Origin of the sequence: Kitasatospora cathayae (assembly GCF_027627435.1) — a bacterium.
In the GTDB taxonomy this organism is placed as follows: Bacteria; Actinomycetota; Actinomycetes; order Streptomycetales; family Streptomycetaceae; genus Kitasatospora; species Kitasatospora cathayae.
This window is the reverse complement of sequence record NZ_CP115450.1, coordinates 5,258,748-5,282,055: the sequence shown is the minus strand read 5'-3', so window position 1 is coordinate 5,282,055 and position 23,308 is coordinate 5,258,748. Positions and strand designations below refer to the sequence as shown.

Here is a 23,308-nt window from a genome sequence, read left to right as displayed (position 1 = left end):
TCGAAGCTCACAGCTCACCCATGGGGACACGGACCCCGCGCTCGGCGGCGACCTCGGTGGCGCGGTCGTAGCCGGCGTCCACGTGCCGGATGACGCCCATGCCCGGGTCGTTGGTGAGCACCCGGCGGATCTTCTCGCCGGCCAGCGCGGTGCCGTCGGCGACGGTGACCTGACCGGCGTGGATCGAACGGCCGATGCCGACGCCGCCGCCGTGGTGGATGGACACCCAGGAGGCGCCGGAGGCCACGTTGACCATGGCGTTGAGCAGCGGCCAGTCGGCGATCGCGTCCGAGCCGTCCAGCATCGCCTCGGTCTCCCGGTACGGGGAGGCCACCGAGCCGCAGTCCAGGTGGTCGCGGCCGATCACGATCGGCGCGGACAGCTCGCCGGAGGCGACCATGTCGTTGAAGCGCTCGCCGGCCTTGTCGCGCTCGCCGTAGCCGAGCCAGCAGATGCGCGCGGGCAGGCCCTGGAAGTGCACCTTCTCCTGGGCCATCTTGATCCAGCGGGCCAGCGACTCGTTCTCCGGGAAGAGGTCGAGGACGGCCTTGTCGGTCTTGTGGATGTCCTGCGGGTCGCCGGACAGCGCGGCCCAGCGGAACGGGCCCTTGCCCTCGCAGAACAGCGGGCGGATGTACGCCGGGACGAAGCCGGGGAAGGCGAAGGCGCGGTCGTAGCCGGCCAGCTGGGCCTCGCCGCGGATCGAGTTGCCGTAGTCGAAGACCTCGGCGCCGCGGTCCAGGAAGCCGACCATCGCCTCGACGTGCCGGGCCATCGACTCGCGCGAGCGCTCGGTGAACTCGGCGGGCTTGGCGGCCGCGTAGTCCGCCATGTCCTCGAAGGCGACGCCGACCGGCAGGTAGCTGAGCGGGTCGTGGGCGCTGGTCTGGTCGGTGACGATGTCGATCGGCGCGTCCATCGCGAGCAGCTGCGGGACCAGCTCGGCGGCGTTGCCCAGCACGCCGATGGAGAGCGGCTGCCTCTTGTCGCGGGCTTCCACGGCCAGCTGGAGCGCGTGGCTGAGGTCCTTGGCCTCGACGTCCAGGTAGCGGTGCTCGATCCGGCGGGAGATCCGGGACGGGTCGCAGTCGATGCAGATCGCCACGCCGCCGTTCATGGTGACGGCCAGTGGCTGGGCACCGCCCATTCCGCCGAGGCCGGCGGTGAGGGTGATGGTGCCCTCCAGCGTGCCGTTGAAGCGCTTGTTGGCGACGGCGGCGAAGGTCTCGTAGGTGCCCTGGAGGATGCCCTGGGTACCGATGTAGATCCAGGAGCCGGCGGTCATCTGGCCGTACATGGTGAGCCCGAGGCTCTCCAGCCGGCGGAACTCCTCCCAGTTGGCCCAGTCGCCGACCAGGTTGGAGTTGGCGATCAGCACGCGCGGCGCCCACTCGTGGGTCTGCATGACGCCGACCGGGCGGCCGGACTGGACCAGCATGGTCTCGTCCTGCTTCAGCCCCTGCAGCGTCTTCACCATGGCGTCGAAGGAGCGCCAGTCGCGGGCGGCCTTGCCGGTGCCGCCGTACACCACCAGCTTCGACGGGTGCTCGGCCACCTCGGGGTCGAGGTTGTTCATCAGCATCCGCAGGGCTGCCTCCTGCTGCCACCCCTGCGCCGTGAGTCCCGTCCCGCGCGCCGCACGCACCTCACGCGGCCCGCTCGCCTGCTGCTGCACCATGTCCCGACCTCTCTGCGGATGGATTCATTCAAGCCCGGTTCGGCTGAATATATCTAAACAACCAACTTTCGACCAGACCCCGGAACAATCCGATCAGCCACGGCACCCGCCGACTTGGCGCACTAGCCTGAACCCGGCGAACACCAGCCACTCGGCCCAGCACCGAGGAGCGGAGGACGCGATGACGGCCATCGACGTGCGGCCCGGCAGACTCCGGGACGTGGCGGAGGAGATCGAGCAGCGCACGGGACTGCGCATCCAGATCATCGGAGGAACCCTGGTGGTGTCCCCGACCCCTCGCGGCAAGCACGCGGGGACCGTCAAGCGCCTGTCGCGACAGCTCGACGCCGGACTCCCGACGGGTCTCGGCGCCTACGGGGTTTCGTCGATCGACATGCCGGACAACACGGAGGACTACGCGACACCGGATCTGGTCGTCCTGCCGTCCGACTGGGAGGACGACGACGAGTGGCTGGCAGACCCGCACGATGTAGAGCTCGCAGTCGAGGTCATCTCCACCTCCGAGCGAGTCAGCCTCATCGCGGCCAAGACCAGCTGGTACGCGATCGCCAGCGTGCCGGTCCTCCTCGCGGTCGACCCCCGCGAGGGTTCCTGGACACTCCACACCCACCCCCGCGACGGCGAGTACCAGGGCGTCCTGCACGGCAAGTACGGCGAGCCCGTCCCGCTGCCCTCGCCGCTGCCCGCCGAGCTGGACACCTCCGGCCTTCCGCTCTACGCCCCCCGCAGCTGAGTCACGCCGCCGCGTCACCGCCGTCCCAGTCGATGCCGATCTCGGCGAGCCAGCGGCGGTCGGCGGCGTCGGGGGCGGGTGGGGAAGGCGGGCGGGGGATGTTCTGGACCGGGCCGAGGCCGTACTTCTCGGCGGCCGCGATGGCGCGGGCGTCGGGTTCGATGACGCCGACGTGGACGGCGGACTCGTCGCCCGGGTCGAGGACGGTCAGTTCGGGTTCGGGCAGGCGCCGCAGGGTGACGCGGCGTCCGCAGGCGGGGCAGGACCATTCATCGGCACCCGAGGCCAGGCGGGCGACGAACTTCATCTCGTGGATCACGCGCATGGGCGGCACCCCCTGCCATAGGGGATGCCCGGGTTCTTGACGAGTACTCCCCCAGCCTTATTCCAGGCTGCGCCTATTCCAAGAAGAGCCCCCGCGCCGCCGCCGCGTGTTCGATCGCCTCCAACCGGGCCTCCGCGCCGGGGAGTTCGTCGCACATGGTCTGCAGCAGCACCCGGCCGAGCATCATCGGCGCGCAGGCGGTGTCGAAGACCAGCCCGGTGCCGACGGCGGCCGGCAGCATCAGGTCGGAGAGCTTGGCGACCGGCGAGAAGGCGCTGTCGGCCACGGTGAGCACGGTCAGCCCGCACTCCCGGGCGACCGCCAGGGCGTCCATCAACTCCCGCGGGTAGCGCGGCAGGGCGAAGCACAGCAGCGCGGTGGCGCCCGCCGCGGTGGCCTGTTCCAGCCGGTCGGCGAGCATGCTGCCGCCCTCGTCCAGCAGCCGGATGTCCGGGTGCACCTTGGCCGCGAAGTACGCGAAGCCGCGCGCCTGCGCGGAGGCCGCCCGCAGGCCGAGCACCGGCAGCGGGCGGGAGGCGGCGAGCAGCCGGGCGGCCCGGATGATCGGCTCGGGGTCGGCGAGCAGTTCGGCGAGGTGGCGCAGGTGCTCGATCTCGGCCAGCACGGCCTGCTGGTGCTCGTTGCGCACCGCGTCGTCCGGGGTCTCCGGTGCGGCCGGTTCGCCCGCGCCGAGTTCGCGCAGCTGCTTGCGCAGCGCCGGGTAGCCGTCGTAGCCGAGGGCGACCGCGAAGCGGGTGACGGAGGGCTGGCTGACCCCGGCGAGTTCGGCGACCTCGACGCTGGACAGGAACGGCGCCTCGGTGGCGTGCCGGACCAGCGAGTGGGCGATCCGCCGCTGGGTGGGCGTCAGCCGGTACCCCTCGAACAGCTGGAGCAGCCGGGCGGAGGGGCCGACGCTGCCGGCCTCGTCGATGGCGGTCATCAGCGGTACCTCCGGATGCGAGCGGTTCGGACGACGACTGTGCAGCAGCGCGCCGCGCCTGGCAAAGACGTCTCGTACGGCGGGATGCCGGATGAGACGTCCCAATGATCGGACACCGGGGCGGTGGCCGGACACGGGCCTCGGGGTAACCCTGATTTCCCCCTGAGCCCGCCCGGATTCCCCCCGCGAACGGATGGACCGGGCCGTGCGGCGGCCCCACGCTACTGGCATGGACACTCGCCAGGACGAACTTCGGCGCGACCTCGACGCCACCCTGCAGGCCCGCAAGGAGCTCGGCAAGGAGTACGAGGACGAGCTCGTCGACTCCTTCATGAAGCGCCTCGACGCCCGTCTGGACGCCCGGGTGGACCGTTCGGCGGCCGGGCGGCCGGACGACTACGAGACCGACTACCGCGACCGGGGCCGCCCCCGCCGCGGCGGGTGGGGCGCCCGGCGTTCCCCCACCGGGCTGGCGGTGATCTCGATGGCCCTCGGCATCCCGCTGACCGCGATCAACAGCAGCCCCGGCGGGGCCGGCTTCCCCGCCCTGGTGGTCACCTGGGCGGGCATCGTCGGGGTCAACCTCGCCGCCGCCCTGGGCAACCGGCTGAACCGCGCCGAGCGCCGGACGCGGAGCGACTGGGACTGAGCCCCGGTCGCCCCGCGTCCGGGACATCTCAGGCCAGCGGGCCGGTGACCCGCTCCACCGCCCGCACCAGGTCCCCGGAGGCGACCAGCGCGGCGGCGGCCTCCAGGTCCGGCGAGAGGAAGCGGTCCCGGCCGGCGCCGCCGACCCCCGCCTCGCGGGCGGCGGCCAGCGCGGCCGCGGTGGCCGGGGCCGGCCCGCCCGCCGCGTCGGCCTGCTGACGGATCTCCAGCGCGCGGGCCGCGGCGGTCAGTTCGACGGCCAGGATGCGGCCGAGGTTCTCGACGGCCTGGCGCAGCTTGCGGGCGGCCGACCAGCCCATCGACACGTGGTCCTCCTGCATCGCGGAGGAGGGGATCGAGTCGACCGAGGCCGGGACGGCGAGCCGCTTGTTCTCGCTGACCAGCGCCGCCTGGGTGTACTGGGCGATCATCAGACCGGAGTCCACGCCCGGGTCGTCGGCCAGGAAGGCCGGCAGGCCGTGCGAGCGGGCCTTGTCGAGCAGCCGGTCGGTGCGGCGCTCGGAGATCGAGCCGAGGTCGGCGGCGGCGATGGCGAGGAAGTCCAGCACGTACGCGACCGGCGCACCGTGGAAGTTGCCGTTGGACTCGACCCGGCCGTCCGGCAGCACCACCGGGTTGTCCACCGAGGCGGCGAGCTCGCGCGAGGCGACCAGCTGGGCGTGTGCCAGGGTGTCCCGGCCGGCGCCGGCGACCTGCGGGGCGCAGCGGATCGAGTAGGCGTCCTGGACCCGCGGCGCGTCGTCCTGGTGGTGGCCGGTGAGGCCGGAGCCCTTGAGCACGGCGAGCATGTTGGCGGCGCTCAGCGCCTGGCCCGGGTGCGGACGGATCGGGGCGTGCAGCTCGGGGGCGAGCACCTTGTCGGTGCCGAGCAGCGCCTCCAGGGTCATCGCGGCGGTGATGTCGGCGGTGGTGAACAGCCGCTGCAGGTCGGCGATGGCCATCACCAGCATGCCGAGCATGCCGTCGGTGCCGTTGATGAGGGCCAGGCCCTCCTTCTCCAGCAGTTCGACGGGCTCGATCCCGGCGGCGGCGAGCAGCTCGGCGACGGGCTTCTCCACGCCGTCCGGGCCGGTGGCGGTGCCCTCGCCCATCAGCACCAGCGCGCAGTGCGACAGCGGCGCGAGGTCGCCGGAGCAGCCGAGCGAGCCGAACTCGCGGACCACCGGGGTGATGCCCGCGTTGAGCAGGGCGGCCATGGTCTGGGCGACCAGCGGCCGGACGCCGGTACGGCCGGAGGCGAGGGTCTTCATCCGCAGGAACATCAGCGCGCGGACCACCTCGCGCTCGACCGCCGGGCCCATGCCGGCCGCGTGCGAGCGCACCAGCGAGCGCTGCAGCTGGGCGCGCAGCTCGGGGCTGATGTGCCGGACGGCGAGCGCGCCGAAGCCGGTCGACACGCCGTAGACGGGACGCGGCTCGGCCGCGAGGGCGTCGATCCGCGCGCGGGCGGCCGCCATCTCGGCGAGCGCGTCGGGACCGATCTCGACCCGGGCGTTGCCCCGGGCGACGGCCAGCACGTCCTCCGCACTGACGTCGGCCTTGCCGACCTGGACCAGCGGAGCGTCGGGGGCCACAGCACTGTGCATATCCATATACACAATCACATCAGGTGAATGGAGATATGACAACAGCTGCCCACCATCCGGATTCTCCGACGCCCCGATCCGCGCCGCACCCCGGGGCCCGCCACTCCTTCACGCCACTCTGCGCGCCCTCGAACCGACTGCGGGCTAACGCCCCTTCCGCCGCCTGATCGAGTACACCAGCAGCACCACGATCAGCAGGACCACCAGCGCGACGAACGCGACCCAGCCGAACACCGCGTCCAGCGCCCGCCCGACCAGACTGCGCCGGGTCTTGTGCCGGCGCCGCGAGGCGGCGTGGTCGGTGATCTGGTGCGCCCGCAACCCGACCCGCACCTGCCGCGCCGGCGCCGTCCGCACGGCCGCCGGACCGGTCGCCGACGCCGGCCCCGCCACCCGCACCACCGGCACCGCCGCCGCCGGCTCGGCCGCCACCACCCCGCCGCCCAGCACCAGCACCCCGGCCACCGCCGCGCCCACCAGCCGTCCACCCATGGCCACCCCCCGATCCCCGATCCAGCCCCGACACCTTCCCACCCCCACACCCCACCCCGGCACCCCCGCACCCCGACCGCGACCCACCCGCGACACCCCGGTCACCGAACCGGCACATCACCGCATCGCGCAGGCACCCTGACCAGGGACAGGGTGGCCACGTCAGAACTCGACCAGCCTCACGTCACCGGCGGCGAAGCCGGCCCCGACAGCGCGACCGCCACCAGCGCCCGCATCGCGCAGGCGGCCTGGCCGAGCGGCAGGGTGGCGTCATCGGCGAAGAGCTCGACCAGCCAGCCGCCCGCCGGGTTCTGGCCACCCGCCGCGACCATGCCGCGGTAGCCGGAGACCACGAGCATCGCCTCCTCCGCCGGGTCGTTGCCCGCCGCGCCCGCGCGCAGCGCGAAGGCGCCGCCGCGGACGGCCCGGCGGGTCATCGGGTAGTGGCGGAGGTCGAAGACGGCGTCGGGGGCCTCGATCTGGGCGCGCTGGGTCTCGGCGCGGGTGCTGCTGGGGCCGCTGGTCATCCGGTAGACGGCGTGCTGGGCGGTGCGCATCAGCTGGGAGCCCGGCGGGACGTACGAGACCCACCAGCCGACGGCGTCGAGCAGCCGGGCGGAGGTCTCGGCGACGACGACCAGCTTGCCGAGGGTGTCGGCCGGGTGGACGGCCCGGGCCGCGGAGGCCTGGTCGAGGGCGGCGAGGACGGCGGTGAGCAGCTGTCCGGGGTCGGCGCTGTGGGCGGCGCCGCGGAAGCGCCGACGGTCGGCCGCGCCGGCCCGGCCGCCGGGGCCGCGCCGCCCGTCGGCGCGGTGGTGCGGGTCGGCGGCGTCGGCGAGCAGCACGGTGGGATCGGGCGAGAAGCCCGGGCCGTGGCTGCGCCCGGCCACCACGGGGTGGGCGGCGCGGGCGGCCTTGGCCCGGTACTGGGCGGCGTCGGCGAGCCGGAAGAGCCGGTCGGGGGTGGTGACCGGGCCGATGGAGTCGCCGGTGGAGGCGACGCCGCAGGCGACTCCCTCGCCCTCGGAGAGCGCCAGCGCCCGCGCGCACAGCTCCTCGGCGACGGCGACCACCTCGTCGGCCTTCTGGCCCTCCGCGAGCAGGCAGAACTCGTCGCCGCCGAGCCGGGCGGCGAGGCTGCCGGGGAGTTTGGCGGCGGCCAGGGACAGCTGGTGGGCGAAGCGTTCCAGCAGTCGGTCGCCCATCTCGTGACCGAGCTGGTCGTTGACCCGCTTCAGTCCGTTGACGTCGCAGACGACGAGCGAGACGACGGTGTTGTCCCGGTTGTGCGCCTCCAGCGCGCTCTCCAGCCGGGCGTCGACCGCACGCCGGTTGGCGAGGCCGGTGAGCGGGTCGGAGAAGGCGAGTTTGCGCAGGTCGGCGAGGCGTTCGGTCTGGGCGAGGCCGGCCGAGACCTGGGCGGCGAGCAGGGTCGCGTAGTCGGCGTCGGCCTCGGTGAACTCGGGCATGCCGGTGGACCGGGCGAGGTAGAGCTCGCCCCAGGCCTGTCCGTGCAGCACGATCGGCGCGACCACGCAGCAGGCCCGGCCGCGCCGGCGCAGCGCGGCGGCGCGTTCCCGGCAGTACGCGCCGGCGGTCGGGTGGGTGTGCCCGGCGTGCGGCTCGACGTCCTCGGCGGTCTGCAGCCAGGCGCGCGGCAGCCGCCCGGTGGTCCAGCGTTCCTCCAGATAGGTGACGATCTCCGGGAAGTCCGCGACCGGGTACGACTCGTCCTCCGGCAGTTCCTCCTCGCCGGGCGCGAGCTCGCCGTGGTTGACCAGCACCCGCAGCCGGCCGGACTCGCGGTCCCAGACCGAGACGGCGGCCATGGTGGCGCCGAGCGCCTCGGTGGCCCGGGCGGCGGCGGCCCGGACGGCCTCCAGCGGGGTGAGCGCCCCGGCCATGTCCTGGGCGAGTTCGACCACCGACTGCAGCCGCAGGTCGGGCAGCGGGTCGCAGCGGTGCGGGCCATCGCAGTCGCAGCCGCGGTCCGTCATGGTCGCCTCACTGCTCACCGGCTCGCCTCGCTCCCTGTGCTCGGTCCTGCCGGACCCCCACCGGCCGGCCGCACCCGTCCGGCCGCTTGCACCAAGACTATGGCGATTTCGTTCGGTTATGCCCCGTTTGCCCGGATGGACCCGCAACCGACCGTACGGCTTTCAACCGTTCGGCACCCGCCCGAGCGCCCAACCCAGCCCACGAGCGCCCAGGAGCCCCGCCCCCCAGCACCCGGGGCCCGCCGGCTACTCCGCCTTCGTCCGCCGCGACAGCAGCCACGGCTCCACCAGCCCCAGCCCCCGCACCGGCCGCCGCCACATCGGCTGCAGGTGGAACCGCGCCCCCGCGTCCGGCACCGGCACCGGCAGCCCGGAGGCCGGCATCCCGGCCGCCACCGACAGCGCCTCCGCCAGGCCGGGCCCCTCCTCGACCGGGCCGACGCTGCCGTTCTGCTCCAGCGCCGCGGCGAACTCCCCGTCGATCAGGACCGCGTCCTTGGGCGCGATCGAGGTGAGCCGGCTGGCCAGGTTGACCGTGGTGCCGAAGACGTCGCCCATCCGCTGGGTGACCGTCCCGAAGGCCATGCCGACCCGCAGCGCGGGGATGGTCTCGTCCTCGGCCAGCGCCTCGATCAGGCTGAGCGCGATCTCGGCGGCGGTGGAGGGGTCCTCGGTGACGTAGAGGATCTCGTCGCCGAGGGTCTTGATGACCCGGCCGCCCTGCCCGGCGATCAGGTCGGAGCAGGTGTTCTCGAAGGTCTCGACCAGTTCGCCGAGCTCCTCCTCCTCCAGCCGCCGCGACAGCCGGGTGAAGCCGACCAGGTCGGCGAACCCGACGGCGAGCCGGCCGCTGGTGATCTCGTTGTCCTCGGCGGCCTGCACCACCCGGCCGGTGACGGCGGCCAGCTGGCGCCGCCAGACGTACACCAGGAACTGCTCCAGCTCCGGCAGCAGCAGCTCGACCAGCGGGTACGCCACGTCGGCGCGGGTCAGCCCGGGCTCGACGGACTGGGTGAGGTTCTCCAGGAAGGTGTCCATCTGCCAGCCGGCCAGCCGGGCCGTGGTCTGACCGGTGGAGCGGGCCACCTGGATCGCCATCGACTCGCTGAGCAGTCCGGACTCGATCAGGCCGGCCAGGCGCCGCAGCGCGATCACGTCGCCGTCGGTGAGCGCCCGGGACTGGCCGATGTCGGGGAAGCCCATGGCCCGCCAGAACCGGGTGGCCAGCTCCATCGGGACGTCGGCGGCGCGCGCGGCCTGGTACGGGGTGTAGCGGCGTGGCGCGTCCAGGATCAGGCGTTCCAGTTCGAGCGCGACCGTGGGGTCGTGACTGCCCGCCGTCCCGCTGCTGCCGTCCTCTGCCACCGGTCCGTCCCCGTGCGGTCGCCGCACTTGCCTCGTGTCCTACCTGTCCGGGCGCACCGCCCGCCACCCGGGCGGACAGTGGCGCGCCTCACACCGCTGCCAGGTGGAATGTTCGCACGGAATCACGTGATCCGGAGCATCCGCCCGAGTCAAGGAGAGGTGAAGAGTGCCGTTCAGCGCGCCTCGGGGCGGACGTGGACCACGTCCCCCGCGCCGACCGCCCGGCGTGCGCCGTCGGCGGTGCGGACCACCAGACGGCCGTCCCCGTCGATCGCCACCGCCTCGCCGACCAGCTCCTGGTCGCCGGGCAGGAGCACCTTCACCTGGCGGCCGAGCGTGCTGCAGCGGTCCACGTACGCGCGCATCAGGTCACTCGCGTGCGGATCCCCGGCCGCCGCCGTCCATTCGCGGTACAGCCCGGCGAACTCGCGCAGCACGGCGCGCAGCAGGACGGACCGGTCGGTGGTCCCGGCGCCGGCCAGCGCGAGCGAACCGGCGGTGGGGACGGGCAGCTCGGCCGCGCGCAGCGAGACGTTCAGCCCCATCCCGACCACCACCGCGCCGCCGCTCAGCTCGGTGAGGATGCCCCCCAGTTTGCGCTCCGCGCCGTCGATCTCCACCTGCAGGTCGTTGGGCCACTTCAGGCCGACCTCGACCCCCGCCACCCGGTGGAGGGTGCTGGCGGCGGCCACCCCGACCAGGATCGGCAGCCAGCCGTACCGCTCGACCGGCACCTCCTCGGGGCGCAGCAGGAAGGACAGGAACAGCCCGGAACGGGCCGGGGCGGTCCACTGCCGGTCCAGCCGGCCGCGCGCGGCGCGCTGCGCCTCGGCGACCAGCACCGTGCCCTGCGGGGCGCCGGCCCGGGCCCGCTCGGCGAGGTCGCTGTTGGTCGAGCCGGTCTCGGCGACGACGTCCAGCGAGGTCCAGAGCCCGCCGGGGACGACCAGGTCGCGGCGCAGCACCTCCTGGTCCAGCGGCGGCCGGTCCAGGTCGGTCCAGGGGGACGGTCCGGTGCGGCCGAAGCCGCGCAGTCCACTGCGGCGGGGGGTCTCGGGTGCGGTCATGGCAGCACACTAGAGGCACTAGTCCGCCCCATCGTCCCGCACAACGCCCGTTGACACACTGTGTCGATGGCCATAACGCCAGGACTGACGGATGACCCTGGGCTCTGGCTACGCTACGCAGCGGTAGTTCGCAGCGCCGCCCTGCCCTCCTGCGCGAGCCCCGACCTCCGGCCCGCGCGCACCCGAACAGGTCGCGGCCGATGATCAGGGAGAGCCACCGCATGACCGAGGCGCCGTACGACCCCCACACCACCGCCGGCAAGCTCGCCGACCTGCGGCGCAGGCTGGACGAGGCGGTGCACTCCGGCTCCGCCAAGGCCGTGGAGAAGCAGCACGCCAAGGGCAAGCTGACCGCCCGTGAGCGGGTCGTGGAACTGCTGGACGAGGACTCGTTCGTCGAGTTCGACGAGTTCGCCCGCCACCGTTCGACCAACTTCGGCCAGGAGAGGAACCGGCCCTACGGCGACGGCGTGGTGACCGGCTACGGCACCATCGACGGCCGTCAGGTCGCCGTCTTCGCCCAGGACTTCACCGTCTTCGGCGGCTCGCTCGGCGAGGTCTTCGGCGAGAAGATCGTCAAGGTGATGGACTTCGCGCTGAAGACCGGCTGCCCGGTCATCGGCATCAACGACTCCGGCGGCGCCCGGATCCAGGAGGGCGTGGTCTCGCTCGGCCTGTACGGCGAGATCTTCCGCCGCAACGTGCACGCCTCGGGCGTCATCCCGCAGATCTCGCTGATCATGGGCCCCTGCGCGGGCGGCGCGGTCTACTCCCCCGCGATCACCGACTTCGTGGTGATGGCCGACCAGACCTCGCACATGTTCATCACCGGCCCGGACGTGATCAAGACCGTGACCGGCGAGGACGTCGGCATGGAGGAGCTGGGCGGCGCCCGCACCCACAACACCAAGTCCGGCAACGCGCACTACCTGGCCACGGACGAGAAGGAGGCGATCGAGTACGTCAAGAGCCTGCTCTCGTACCTGCCCTCCAACAACCTGAGCGACCCGCCGTCCTACCCGGAGCAGGCCGACCTCGACATCACCGACGAGGACCTCGAACTCGACACCCTCGTGCCGGACTCGGCGAACCAGCCGTACGACATGCACAAGGTGATCGAGCACGTCCTCGACGACGGCGAGTTCCTGGAGACCCAGCCGCTGTTCGCCGGCAACATCATCACCGGCTTCGGCCGGGTCGAGGGCCAGTCGGTGGGCATCGTCGGCAGCCAGCCGATGGACCTGGCCGGCTGCCTGGACATCAACGCCAGCGAGAAGGCCGCGCGCTTCATCCGCACCTGCGACTCCTTCAACATCCCGGTGCTCACCTTCGTGGACGTGCCCGGCTTCCTGCCCGGCACCGAGCAGGAGTGGGACGGCATCATCCGCCGCGGCGCCAAGCTGATCTACGCCTACGCCGAGGCCACCGTCCCGCTGATCACCGTGATCACCCGCAAGGCCTTCGGCGGCGCGTACGACGTCATGGGCTCCAAGCACCTGGGCGCCGACCTCAACCTGGCCTGGCCGACCGCGCAGATCGCGGTGATGGGCGCGCAGGGCGCGGTCAACATCCTGCACCGCCGGGAGATCGCCGAGGCCGAGGCGGCCGGCACCGGCGAGGAGAAGCGCGCCGAGCTGATCGCCTCGTACGAGGACACCCTGCTCAACCCGTACCTGGCCGCCGAGCGCGGCTACGTCGACGCGGTGATCGCCCCGAGCGAGACCCGTCGGCACATCGTCCGGGGCCTGCGGGCGCTGCGCGGCAAGCGCGAGGTGCTGCCGCCCAAGAAGCACGGCAACATCCCCCTGTAGGCACCATCCCTCTCGGGAGAGAACCAGCCATGTCCCCGATCCACGTGCTGCACGGGCAGCCGACCCCCGAGGAGCTCGCCACCGTCCTGGCGGTGGTCCAGGCCCGGGCCGCCGCCGCGCAGGCCGCCGCCGAGGCGGCGCGTCTGGCCGGTGTCGGCCCGGCCTCCCCCTGGAACGACCGCTCCCGCCTGCTCCGCCCCGCCGTCCGCCCGGGCGTCAACGCCTGGCGGACCTCCGGCTGGGCGCGCTGACCCGCGTTCTGACCCGGAGCAGGAAGTCGGCCGGTCCGACTTCCTGCTCCGCCATTCGCCCACTCGCCGGCCAAAGGGGCTCGGGGCGGGCCCGCCCGTTCTCCACCGCGCACTGCCGCCCGCCGGGCCCGAAACCTGAGTACGGATACTCAGGCGTCCGGGCCCGCCCGCAGCGCACTCTGGACGGGTGCTCTGGTCAGACCCCGAGGACGAGCCCTCGCCCGAGGCCCGTCGCATGCAGGAGCGGATGCAGCGGGCCGGCAAGGTGCTCGCCGCCATCGTGCTGGTGGGCTCCGTCCTGATCATGTTCAGCCGGTACTTCACCTGAGCCGTTCACCCGAACGGCGGATGCCGGCACCCCCTACTCTGGTGGGCATGACCGACCAGCGCGCCCTCGTCCTCGCCTCCGCCTCCCCCGCCCGCCTCGGGCTGCTGCGCCAGGCGGGGCTCGACCCCCGCGTGGTGGTCAGCGGCGTCGACGAGGACGCGATCAGCGCCGCCACCCCCGGTGAGCTCGCCCTCGTCCTGGCCGAGGCCAAGGCGAAGGCCGTCGCCGCCGAACTGACCGGCGGCGAGCTGGTGATCGGCTGCGACTCCGTGCTGGAGCTGGACGGCCGGGCCCTCGGCAAGCCCGCCGACGCCGCCGAGGCGCTGGCCCGCTGGCAGTCCATGCGCGGTCGCGCCGGAGTGCTGCGCACCGGCCACTGCGTGGTCGACACCGCGACCGGCCGGCAGTCCTCGGCGACCGCCTCCACCACCGTCCGCTTCGGCGTCCCGGACGACGCGGAGATCGCCGCGTACGTCGCCTCCGGCGAACCGCTGCACGTGGCCGGGGCGTTCACCCTGGACGGCCGCTCGGCGCCGTTCATCGACGGCATCGACGGCGACCCGGGCAACGTCATCGGCCTGTCCCTGCCGCTGCTGCGCCGGCTGCTCGCCGACCTGGACCTGCGCATCACTGATCTGTGGACCAACTGACCTGCCACAACAGGAAGTTCAGCCTCTAAGCTGACCGGCGTTCGAACGGGGGAGGAACGCGCCGATGAACGACAACGTGCTCAACGTGCTGCTCGGACTGGTGGCCAGCGCCATCAGCGCCGGTCTCGGCTGGCTGGCGCAGGCCCTGCGGCGGCGGCGCACGGTGGAGCGGGTGCGGGCGTTCTTCGGCCTGCCGGCCGGCAGCGAGTGCCTGATCGTGGTGCCCCGCAGCATCGGAGCCGGCTCGGACGCCGGCACCGTCACCCGCCGGGACGCCTACGCGCTGATGTCGCTGGCCGGGCTGGTCGAAGGGTGCGGGGCCAGGGCCGAGATCGTCGCGCACGACTCGGCGAAACGGGGCCTCGGCGCCAAGACCGAGTTCTGCATCGGTGGTCCGGTCAGCAACGAGCGGACGGCCGCCCACCTCGCCTGGGGTCTGCCGGGCGCCGTGGTCACCTCGGGCGCGGACCCGGGCAGCAACGTCATCGTCGTCGGCGACCGCGACTTCACCGCCGACGAGGAGCACGTGCACACCCTGCTGGCCCGGATCGCCACCGCGGACGGGGGACGTCCGGTGTTCCTCGTCTCCGGCCAGACCGGCACCGCCAACCAGGCGGGCGTGCGCTACCTGGTCGCACACCACCGCGAACTCGCCCGCAGGCACGGCCGGAACGGCACCTTCGCGCTGGTCCTGCGGGTCGTCAAACCCAGGGCGTACGGGCCGGACATGGTCGAGCTCGCCGCCGACGTGACGGCCGAGGCACTGCGGCCCTCCCCGACGGCCGCCCCGGTCGGCTCCAGCACGGTCGGCTCCACCTCGGCTTGAGCGGGCCGCGGGAAGGTGTGTTCCATGCCACCGACCCGCCACGCCGCCGCCCGGTCACCCACCGTCGACCGGGCCCGCCCGGCCGCACCGGCCGCGACCTGCGAGGTCGTCGTCGGCCCCGCCGCCCCGGCCGGAAAAACCATCACGGTGCGTGTGGGATAGTTCACAACCTGGGGCTACTCGCCGGTACTGCCCAGGAATCCATAAACTCAACGAGGTTCAAGAAGGGAGCCACAGTGCGCAAGGTGCTCATCGCCAACCGCGGGGAAATCGCCGTCCGCGTCGCCCGGGCCTGCTCGGACGCCGGTATCGCCAGCGTCGCCGTCTACGCCGAGCCGGACCGGGATGCGCTGCACGTCCGCGCGGCCGACGAGGCTTACGCGCTGGGCGGTGACACCCCCGGCACCAGTTACCTGGACATCGCGAAGGTCCTCAAGGCCGCCGAGGACTCCGGCGCGGACGCCGTCCACCCCGGCTACGGGTTCCTGTCGGAGAACGCCGACTTCGCCCAGGCCGTCATCGACGCGGGCCTGACCTGGATCGGCCCGCCGCCGCAGGCCATCCGCGACCTCGGTGACAAGGTCACCGCCCGTCACGTCGCCCAGCGCGCCGGCGCCCCGCTGGTGGCCGGCACCCCGGACCCGGTCTCGGGTGCCGACGAGGTCGTCGCGTTCGCCCGCGAGCACGGCCTGCCGGTCGCCATCAAGGCGGCCTTCGGCGGCGGCGGCCGCGGCCTGAAGGTCGCCCGCACCCTGGAGGAGATCCCGGAGCTGTACGACTCCGCCGTGCGCGAGGCGGTCGCCGCCTTCGGTCGCGGCGAGTGCTTCGTCGAGCGCTACCTGGACAACCCGCGGCACGTGGAGACCCAGTGCCTCGCGGACAAGCACGGCAACGTGGTGGTCGTCTCCACCCGTGACTGCTCGCTGCAGCGCCGGCACCAGAAGCTGGTCGAGGAGGCGCCCGCGCCGTTCCTGACCGAGGCCCAGAACGCCGAGCTGTACCGCGCCTCCAAGGCCATCCTGAAGGAGGCCGGCTACGTCGGCGCCGGGACCTGCGAGTTCCTGGTCGCGCTGGACGGCACGATCTCCTTCCTCGAGGTCAACACCCGTCTGCAGGTGGAGCACCCGGTCACCGAGGAGGTCACCGGGATCGACCTGGTCCGCGAGATGTTCCGGATCGCCGACGGCGAGGAGCTCGGCTACGGCGACCCCGAGGTGCGCGGCCACTCCTTCGAGTTCCGCATCAACGGCGAGGACCCGGGCCGCAACTTCCTGCCCGCGCCCGGCACCGTGACGCTGTTCGCCCCGCCGTCCGGTCCGGGCGTGCGCCTGGACTCGGGCGTGGAGACCGGCTCGGTCATCGGCCCGGCCTGGGACTCGCTGCTGGCCAAGCTGATCGTCTCCGGCCGCGACCGCAAGCAGGCCCTGGAGCGGGCCAGGCGCGCGCTGGCCGAGTTCAAGGTCGAGGGCATGGCCACCGCCATCCCGTTCCACCAGGCGGTCGTCACCGACCCGGCGTTCGCGCCCGAGGTGCACGGCGGCGAGGGGCCGTTCAAGGTCTTCACCCGCTGGATCGAGACCGAGTTCGACAACACCATCCCGGCGTTCGCCGGCGCCGCCGGTGAGGCCGAGGAGGCCGAGACCCGGGAGACCGTGGTCGTCGAGGTCGGCGGCAAGCGGATCGAGGTCTCGCTGCCGTCCTCGCTGGGCGCCTCGGCGGCCCCGGCGGCCGGTGCGGCCGGCGCCGCCAAGGCCAAGCGCCGGGTGGGCGCCAAGAAGGCCGGTTCGGCCGTCAGCGGTGACACCCTGGCCTCGCCGATGCAGGGCACCATCGTCAAGGTCGCCGTCGAGGAGGGCCAGGTCGTCGCCGAGGGCGAGCTGATCGTGGTCCTGGAGGCGATGAAGATGGAGCAGCCGCTGAACGCCCACAAGGCGGGCACCGTCGTCGGCCTCAAGGCCGAGGTGGGCGCGAGCGTCAGCAGCGGCGCCGCGCTGTGCGAGATCAAGGACTGACCCCCGTCAGAAACTGACCGCAGCCAGGACTGACGCCGACTCCGTCAGCCGTCCACCGGTCCGTACGCCCTTCGGGGTGTGCGGACCGGTCGCGTTGACGGGGCGCTCAGCGCCCGCGCGGCAGGCCCATCTCGGCCAGCCGGACCGGCATCCCGCCCGGGCCGGCCGGGCCGCCGTGGGTGCCGGGGCGGCGCTGGCCGGGCAGCGGGGCGCCGCCGGGCGGCGGGACCGGCCGACGGCCCATCGGACCGGGCTGGGTCTGGTGCACCGGGCCGCTGCCGGTGCCGTGCACCGGGGCGTCGGCGCCGGGGGCGACGCCGAGCGGTGCCAGGTCGATCTGCACCCCGCAGTCGGCGAGCGCGTCCAGCTCGCGGGCGGTGGCGTCGTCGGCGGTGGCCTGCTCGTCGGTGACCAGCCGGGTGATGGTCTCGGTGGCGACGGTCTGGAACATGCCGGCCGCGCCGAGCTTGGTGTGGTCGGCGAGGACGATGACCTCGGCGGCCGCCAGCACCATTGCCCGGTCCACGCTCGCGGACAGCATGTTCGCGGTCGACAGCCCGCGCTCGGCGGTCAGCCCGCTGCCGGAGATGAAGGCCTTGGTGACCCGCAGCCCCTGCAGCGACTGCTCGGCACCACTGCCCACCAGGGCGTAGTTGGAGCCGCGCAGGGTGCCGCCGGTCATCACCACCTCGACCCGGTTGGCGTGCGCCAGCGCCTGGGCGACCAGCAGCGAGTTGGTGACCACGGTCAGCCCGGGCACCCGGGCCAGCCGGCGGGCCAGTTCCTGGGTGGTGGTGCCGGCGCCGACCACCACCGCGTCGCCCTCCTCCACCAGTCCGGCGGCGAGGTCCGCGATGGCGCTCTTCTCCGCCGCGCACAGGTGGGTCTTCTGCGGGTAGCCGGGTTCGCGGCTGAAGCCGCCGGGGAGCACCGCGCCGCCGTGCCGGCGGTCGAGGAGCCCTTCTGACTCCAGCGCCCGCACATCGCGGCGCACGGTCACTTCGGAGGTCTGGACGACGCGGGCCAACTCCCGGAGCGAGACGGCTCCGTTGGCGCGCACCATTTCGAGGATCAACTGGCGACGTTCTGCAGCAAACACAGAACCGACGGTAACCTGCGTGACCGTCTGCTTTCAGGCGTTTGCAGCTGGTAGCGGGAATTGCTCGCGCAAGAGCGGCGCATGACCGTACAATGCGCGCCGTCAACAACCCGGAACCGCGCCGCCGTCCGGGTGAGGACCATGCCCGCGCGAAGGGCGGCCGCCGATCGGCAGCCGCCCTCAACTGTGCGCCTTGAGCTCAGGATTCGCCCGCGGCCCGCTTGCGGACGTGCAGCTGCCGGGCGGCCTCGGCGGTCGAGCCGGAGACGGACGGGTAGACGGTGAAGGCGCTGGCCACCTGTTCGACCGTCAGATTGGCGTCCACCGCGAGCGCGATCGGGTGGATCAGCTCGCTGGCCCGCGGGGCGACGACCACGCCGCCGACCACGATGCCGGTGCCCGGGCGGCAGAACAGCTTCACGAAGCCGTCCCGGATGCCCTGCATCTTCGCCCGCGGGTTGCCGCGCAGCGGCAGCTTGACCACGACGGCGTCCATCTTGCCGCACTCCACGTCGGCCGCGGTGTAGCCGACGGTGGCGATCTCCGGGTCGGTGAAGACGTTGGAGGCCACGGTCTTCAGGTTCAGCGGCTGCACCGCGTCACCGAGCGCGTGGTACATCGCGATCCGGCCCTGCATGGCCGCCACCGAGGCGAGCATGAAGACGCCGGTGCAGTCGCCGGCCGCGTACACGCCCGGGGCGCTGGTGCGGGAGACCCGGTCGACCTGGATCTGGCCCCAGTCGTTGAGCTTGACCCCCGCCTCCTCCAGGCCCATCCCGGCCGTGTTGGGGATCGAGCCGACCGCCATCAGGCAGTGGGTGCCCTCGATCACCTTGCCGTCGGCGAGGGTCACCTCGACCCGGTCGCCGATCCGCTTGGCGCTCTCGGCCCGCGAGCGGCTCATCACGTTCATGCCCCGGCGGCGGAAGACGTCCTCCAGCACCTCGGCGGCGTCCGGGTCCTCACCCGGCAGCACCCGGTCGCGGCTGGACACCAGGGTGACCTTGGAGCCGATCGCCTGGTAGGCGCCGGCGAACTCGGCGCCGGTCACACCGGAACCGACCACGATCAGCTCGCGGGGCAGCTCCTCCAGGTCGTACACCTGGGTCCAGGTGAGGATCCGCTCGCCGTCCGGCTGGGCGTCCGGCAGCTCGCGCGGGTGGGCGCCGGTGGCGATCAGCACCGCGTCGGCGCGCAGCGACTGCACGCTGCCGTCGGGGGCGTCCACCAGCACCTCGCGGGAGCCGTCCACGGCCTGCCCGCCGGCGCCGAGCCGACCGCGGCCGCGCAGCACGGTGACTCCGGCACGGGTGACGGACTGGGTGATGTCGTGGGACTGCGCGATCGCCAGGCGCTTCACACGGCGGTTGACCTTGCCCAGGTCCACGCCGATGACCTTGGTCTCCCGCTCGGCGGCGGAGCCGTCCTGGTCGACCGTGATGCCCAGCTCCTCGTACGAGCTGTCGAAGGTGGTCATCACCTCCGCGGTCGCGATCAGGGTCTTCGACGGCACGCAGTCCGTGAGAACCGCCGATCCGCCCAGACCGTCGCGGTCGACGACGGTCACCTCCGCGCCGAGCTGAGCGGCCACCAGAGCCGCCTCATAGCCGCCGGGTCCGCCACCGATGATCACGATCCGAGTCACGTACCCCATTGTCCCGCACGCCAGGAGCGGCGCCACAACGGGGTCCGCGCTCCGTACCTTCGTCCAGTCACCCCGGTCCGCGCACCGACGGGGCTACGCTGGCCCCCATGCCCCTTTACGCCGCGTATGCCACCAACCTCGATGCCCGGCAGATGACCCGCCGAGCCCCGCACTCCCCGCTCCGCGGCACGGGGTGGCTGGACGGCTGGCGGCTCACCTTCGGCGGCGAGCAGCTCGGCTGGGAGGGCTCGCTGGCCACCGTCGTCGAGGACGAGAAGGACCGGGTCTTCGTCTCCCTCTACGAGATCGCGCCGATGGACGAGGAGGGCCTGGACCGCTGGGAGGGCGTCCAGCTCGGCATCTACCGCAAGATCAGGCTGCGCGCGCAGACCCTGGACGGCGACATCCCGGTCTGGACGTACGTCCTCAACGACTACGAGGGCGGCCTGCCCGCGGCCCGCTACCTCGGCCTGATCGCCGACGCCGCCGAGAGCGCCGGCGCCCCGGACGACTACGTGCTGGACCTGCGCCGCCGCCCCTGCTGACCGCAAGCCCTCCCCCTGTGCGTATCGACAGACCCGGTCGCCCGGAAGACGCCACCGAGCTGTGCTTTCGGGTCAACCGGGTAACGATCCGGCATGCCGTACGCGGATCTTCTACGCGCGTAGCCGAAACCCGTCTATCCTCGTTCCCGTGAACGCTTCTCCTCAGTCGGTCGTCTCCACCGACCCCTACGCCGCCGCCCAGGCCGCCGCCGAGCGCCTGCGCGAGCTGACCGGTGCCGAGCGGCACGACGTCGCCCTGGTGATGGGCTCCGGCTGGGTGCCGGCCGCCGACGCCCTGGGCGAGACCGTGGCCGAGTTCCCGGTCACCGAGCTCCCCGGCTTCCCCGCCCCCGCCGTGGCCGGCCACGCCGGCAAGATCCGCTCGGTGAAGATCGGCGACAAGCGCGCCCTGATCTTCCTCGGCCGCAACCACTACTACGAGGGCCACGGCGTGGCCACCGTCGTCCACGGCGTGCGCACCGCCGCCGCGGCCGGCTGCGGCATCGTCGTCCTCACCAACGGCTGTGGCGGCCTGCGCGAGGGCTGGGTGCCCGGCCAGCCGGTGCTGATCCGCGACCACATCAACCTGACCGCGGACTCCCCGATCGTCGGCGCCAACTTCGTCGACCTCACCGACCTGTACTCCAAGCGCCTGCGCCAGCTCTGCCACGAGGTCGACCCGAGCCTGGACGAGGCCGTCTACGTCCAGTTCCGCGGCCCGCACTACGAGACCCCGGCCGAGGTCAACATGGCCCGGGTGATCGGCGGCGAGCTGGTCGGCATGTCCACCACGCTGGAGGCCATCGCCGCCCGCGAGGCCGGCGCCGAGGTGCTCGGCATCTCCCTGGTCACCAACCTGGCCGCCGGCATGACCGGCGAGCCGCTCAACCACGAAGAGGTCCTGGAGGCCGGCAAGGCCTCCGCCGAGCGCATGGGCGAACTGCTGGCGAAGGTCCTGGAGCGGATCTGACGCCTGCCGGGCGCAGAATCATGAGTGACGGGGCCCTCGGGCGGCGTGATCCGCTGATCACGCCTTCCCGCGGGGCCCCGTCCGCATGTGCACAGCTCTTCCCCGCGCGCGGAACCCTCCGGCCGACACCCGACGCACTTCCCGATGGAGCAGGCAAGAACTTGACATCCTCCTCCGGCTGAAGCCGGAGGATTCCAACCCTCGCGGGTCGGGCTTTCTGCTTCACAGCCGGTTGCCGACCTGGGGTTACCAGCGAAGGGACGGTGTACCGCCCATCGGTCTTACACCAGCTCCACAGACCTGACTTCCCGCCAGCCCGGCGGTAGACCCGGCCAGCTTGGTTCTCGCCGATCGGGCACCAAAGATGCTACCACCCGTGCCGAAGTGGCTACGGGCGGCTACTGGGCGACGGTCCGCCTTGACGGCGAATCGTCGTCACCTGTCCTGCTCCGCAGGAGGACCGTTTCTCCCCCGCAAGCGGGGGGACCCCCACCCCCGGCTCAAGCCGGGGGTATCCACGGAGGTATCAGATGACGCAGGCACCCACCACCGACCTCCTCGCCCGGGCCCGTACCTGGCTGGCCGAGGATCCCGACCCGCAGACCCGCGAGGAACTGACCGCCCTGCTGGCCCGGGCCGAGGCCCCGGAGGCCGAGGAGGACAGCCAGCTCGCCTGGTCCGAGCTCGCCGAGCGCTTCTCCGACCGCCTCCAGTTCGGCACCGCCGGCCTGCGCGGCGAACTCGGCGCCGGCCCGATGCGGATGAACCGCGCCGTGGTGATCCGGGCCGCCGCCGGCCTGGTCGCGTACGTGAAGGAGCAGGGCCTCGGCGACCTGGTCGTGATCGGCTACGACGCCCGGCACAAGTCGTACGACTTCGCCCGGGACACCGCCGCCGTGGTGGTCGGGGCGGGCCTGCGCGCCGCGCTGCTGCCGCGCCCGCTGCCGACCCCGGTGCTGGCCTTCGCGATCCGCCACCTGGGCGCGGCCGCCGGGGTGACCGTCACCGCCAGCCACAACCCGCCGCAGGACAACGGCTACAAGGTCTACCTGGGCGACGGCTCGCAGATCGTCCCGCCGGCCGACGCCGGGATCGCCGCCGAGATCGACGCGATCGGCTCGCTGGACGACGTCCCGCGCGCCGAGGAGGGCTGGGAGGTGCTCGGCGAGGACGTCATCGAGGCCTACCTGACCCGGGCCGTCTCCATCGTCGACGAGCACAGCCCGCGCGAGCTGGACGTGGTCTACACCCCGATGCACGGCGTCGGCCGCGACACCCTGGTCGCCGCCTTCCGCCGGGCCGGCTTCCCGGCGCCGACCGTGGTCGCCGAGCAGGCCGAGCCCGACCCGGACTTCCCGACCGTGGCCTTCCCCAACCCGGAGGAGCCGGGGGCGATGGACCTCGCCTTCCGCACCGCCGCCGCGGTCGGCCCGGACATCGTGATCGCCAACGACCCGGACGCCGACCGCTGCGCGGTGGCCGTCCCCGTCAACGGCAACGCGGCCGGCAGCGGCAACGGCTCCACCGGCTGGCGGATGCTGCGCGGCGACGAGGTCGGCGCCCTGCTCGGCTCCGCCCTGGTCGCCAAGAAGGCCGAGGGCACCTTCGCCACCACCATCGTCTCCGCGACCCTGCTCGGCCGGATCGCCGAGGCCGCGGGCCTGGCCTACGCCGAGACGCTGACCGGCTTCAAGTGGATCTCCCGCGCCGAGGGCCTGCGCTACGGCTACGAGGAGGCGCTCGGCTACTGCGTCGACCCGCAGGGCGTCCGGGACAAGGACGGCATCACCGCCGCCCTGCTGGTCGCCGAGCTCGCCGCGACCCTCAAGAACTCCGGCCGCACGCTGTCCGACCTGCTGGACGACCTGGCGCTGGAGCACGGCCTGCACGCCACCGACCAGCTGTCCGTCCGGGTGCGGGACCTCTCGCTGATCGCCGACGCGATGCGCCGCCTGCGCGAGCAGCCGCCGACCGTCCTGGCCGGTCTGGCCGTCACCCGCGCCGACGACCTCTCGGCCGGCTCCGCCGACCTGCCGCCCACCGACGGCCTGCGCTACTACCTGGCCGGCGGTCCGGTCCGCTCCGCCCGGATCGTGGTGCGCCCCTCCGGCACCGAGCCCAAGCTCAAGTGCTACCTGGAGGTCGTCCTCCCGGTCGCCACGGCCGCCGACCTGGCCCCCGCCCGCGAGCGCGCCGCCGAGCTGCTGGCGGCCGTCAAGCGCGACCTCGCCGAGGCCGCGGGCATCTGACCCGGTGCGCGAAAGGGCCCGCAGGTGCGGGCCCTTTCGCGCGTCC

At 73.1% G+C, this 23,308-nt stretch carries 21 protein-coding genes and 1 pseudogene; 12 read left to right on the top strand and 10 right to left on the bottom strand.

Annotated elements, in window-relative coordinates; all coding sequences use genetic code 11:
• Window positions 1-7: 7 nt before the first annotated feature.
• Window positions 8-1,678 (bottom strand): urocanate hydratase, encoded by a 1,671-nt coding sequence (gene hutU / locus O1G21_RS23620; protein ID WP_270146593.1) that lies wholly within the window; start codon window positions 1,676-1,678, stop codon window positions 8-10.
• Between the two features lie 181 nt (window positions 1,679-1,859).
• Between hutU and O1G21_RS23615 the strand changes: the two genes are divergently transcribed.
• Window positions 1,860-2,432, top strand: coding sequence for a Uma2 family endonuclease (locus O1G21_RS23615; RefSeq protein ID WP_270146592.1), 573 nt, complete (start codon window positions 1,860-1,862; stop codon window positions 2,430-2,432).
• Between the two features lies 1 nt (window position 2,433).
• Here O1G21_RS23615 and O1G21_RS23610 read toward each other — a convergent pair whose 3' ends face one another.
• Both O1G21_RS23610 and O1G21_RS23605 read right to left on the bottom strand, forming a co-directional pair.
• A complete protein-coding gene (locus O1G21_RS23610; protein ID WP_270146591.1) occupies window positions 2,434-2,757 on the bottom strand; it encodes a hypothetical protein in 324 nt (107 codons plus the stop codon).
• A 73-nt stretch (window positions 2,758-2,830) separates the two neighbouring features.
• Complete coding sequence (locus O1G21_RS23605) at window positions 2,831-3,700, bottom strand: MurR/RpiR family transcriptional regulator (protein WP_270146590.1); 870 nt, start codon at window positions 3,698-3,700, stop codon at window positions 2,831-2,833.
• A 229-nt stretch (window positions 3,701-3,929) separates the two neighbouring features.
• Between O1G21_RS23605 and O1G21_RS23600 the strand changes: the two genes are divergently transcribed.
• Entirely contained in the window at window positions 3,930-4,349 is a 420-nt protein-coding gene (locus O1G21_RS23600) for a hypothetical protein (RefSeq protein WP_270146589.1), read from the top strand.
• A 28-nt stretch (window positions 4,350-4,377) separates the two neighbouring features.
• Here the strand turns inward: O1G21_RS23600 and hutH are convergent, their stop codons facing one another.
• The 5 genes and pseudogenes from hutH to O1G21_RS23575 all read right to left on the bottom strand — a co-directional run bounded on the left by hutH (window position 4,378) and on the right by O1G21_RS23575 (window position 10,876).
• Window positions 4,378-5,961, bottom strand: a complete 1,584-nt coding sequence (gene hutH / locus O1G21_RS23595; protein WP_270146588.1) for a histidine ammonia-lyase — start codon at window positions 5,959-5,961, stop codon at window positions 4,378-4,380.
• Window positions 5,962-6,099: 138 nt separating this feature from the next.
• Window positions 6,100-6,453, bottom strand: a complete 354-nt coding sequence (locus tag O1G21_RS23590) for a hypothetical protein (protein ID WP_270146587.1) — start codon at window positions 6,451-6,453, stop codon at window positions 6,100-6,102.
• Window positions 6,454-7,217: 764 nt separating this feature from the next.
• A pseudogene (locus O1G21_RS23585) lies at window positions 7,218-8,351 on the bottom strand (diguanylate cyclase domain-containing protein); the annotation flags it as partial.
• Between the two features lie 339 nt (window positions 8,352-8,690).
• The gene (locus O1G21_RS23580; protein ID WP_270146586.1) at window positions 8,691-9,809 is read right to left on the bottom strand and encodes an adenylate/guanylate cyclase domain-containing protein; all 1,119 of its coding nucleotides are present in this window, start codon (window positions 9,807-9,809) and stop codon (window positions 8,691-8,693) included.
• 173 nt (window positions 9,810-9,982) lie between these two features.
• Window positions 9,983-10,876 (bottom strand): biotin--[acetyl-CoA-carboxylase] ligase, encoded by an 894-nt coding sequence (locus O1G21_RS23575; RefSeq protein ID WP_270146585.1) that lies wholly within the window; start codon window positions 10,874-10,876, stop codon window positions 9,983-9,985.
• A 221-nt stretch (window positions 10,877-11,097) separates the two neighbouring features.
• Between O1G21_RS23575 and O1G21_RS23570 the strand changes: the two genes are divergently transcribed.
• The 7 genes from O1G21_RS23570 to O1G21_RS23540 all read left to right on the top strand — a co-directional run bounded on the left by O1G21_RS23570 (window position 11,098) and on the right by O1G21_RS23540 (window position 16,754).
• Window positions 11,098-12,687 carry an acyl-CoA carboxylase subunit beta gene (locus O1G21_RS23570; protein ID WP_270146584.1) on the top strand — a complete coding sequence of 530 codons (1,590 nt, stop codon included), beginning with the start codon at window positions 11,098-11,100 and terminating at the stop codon, window positions 12,685-12,687.
• 29 nt (window positions 12,688-12,716) lie between these two features.
• Window positions 12,717-12,938: an acyl-CoA carboxylase epsilon subunit gene (locus tag O1G21_RS23565; RefSeq protein WP_270146583.1), complete on the top strand. Its 222-nt coding sequence runs from the start codon at window positions 12,717-12,719 to the stop codon at window positions 12,936-12,938.
• 187 nt (window positions 12,939-13,125) lie between these two features.
• Window positions 13,126-13,266 carry a morphogenic membrane protein MmpB gene (gene mmpB / locus O1G21_RS23560; RefSeq protein WP_270146582.1) on the top strand — a complete coding sequence of 47 codons (141 nt, stop codon included), beginning with the start codon at window positions 13,126-13,128 and terminating at the stop codon, window positions 13,264-13,266.
• 47 nt (window positions 13,267-13,313) lie between these two features.
• Complete coding sequence (locus tag O1G21_RS23555) at window positions 13,314-13,916, top strand: nucleoside triphosphate pyrophosphatase (protein ID WP_270146581.1); 603 nt, start codon at window positions 13,314-13,316, stop codon at window positions 13,914-13,916.
• Window positions 13,917-13,980: 64 nt separating this feature from the next.
• A complete protein-coding gene (locus O1G21_RS23550; protein WP_270146580.1) occupies window positions 13,981-14,742 on the top strand; it encodes a hypothetical protein in 762 nt (253 codons plus the stop codon).
• 24 nt (window positions 14,743-14,766) lie between these two features.
• Entirely contained in the window at window positions 14,767-14,904 is a 138-nt protein-coding gene (locus O1G21_RS23545; RefSeq protein ID WP_270146579.1) for a hypothetical protein, read from the top strand.
• A 74-nt stretch (window positions 14,905-14,978) separates the two neighbouring features.
• The gene (locus O1G21_RS23540; protein WP_270146578.1) at window positions 14,979-16,754 is read left to right on the top strand and encodes an acetyl/propionyl/methylcrotonyl-CoA carboxylase subunit alpha; all 1,776 of its coding nucleotides are present in this window, start codon (window positions 14,979-14,981) and stop codon (window positions 16,752-16,754) included.
• A gap of 106 nt (window positions 16,755-16,860) precedes the next feature.
• Here O1G21_RS23540 and O1G21_RS23535 read toward each other — a convergent pair whose 3' ends face one another.
• Complete coding sequence (locus tag O1G21_RS23535; RefSeq protein WP_405000827.1) at window positions 16,861-17,817, bottom strand: DeoR/GlpR family DNA-binding transcription regulator; 957 nt, start codon at window positions 17,815-17,817, stop codon at window positions 16,861-16,863.
• Between the two features lie 235 nt (window positions 17,818-18,052).
• Entirely contained in the window at window positions 18,053-19,507 is a 1,455-nt protein-coding gene (locus tag O1G21_RS23530) for an NAD(P)H-quinone dehydrogenase (protein WP_270146576.1), read from the bottom strand.
• A gap of 98 nt (window positions 19,508-19,605) precedes the next feature.
• Between O1G21_RS23530 and O1G21_RS23525 the strand changes: the two genes are divergently transcribed.
• The 3 genes from O1G21_RS23525 (at window position 19,606) to O1G21_RS23515 (ending at window position 23,262) form a co-directional block, all read left to right on the top strand.
• Complete coding sequence (locus tag O1G21_RS23525; RefSeq protein WP_270146575.1) at window positions 19,606-20,043, top strand: gamma-glutamylcyclotransferase; 438 nt, start codon at window positions 19,606-19,608, stop codon at window positions 20,041-20,043.
• A gap of 148 nt (window positions 20,044-20,191) precedes the next feature.
• Window positions 20,192-21,013, top strand: coding sequence for a purine-nucleoside phosphorylase (locus O1G21_RS23520; protein WP_270146574.1), 822 nt, complete (start codon window positions 20,192-20,194; stop codon window positions 21,011-21,013).
• A gap of 530 nt (window positions 21,014-21,543) precedes the next feature.
• Window positions 21,544-23,262, top strand: a complete 1,719-nt coding sequence (locus O1G21_RS23515; RefSeq protein ID WP_270146573.1) for a phospho-sugar mutase — start codon at window positions 21,544-21,546, stop codon at window positions 23,260-23,262.
• Window positions 23,263-23,308 lie beyond the last annotated feature (46 nt).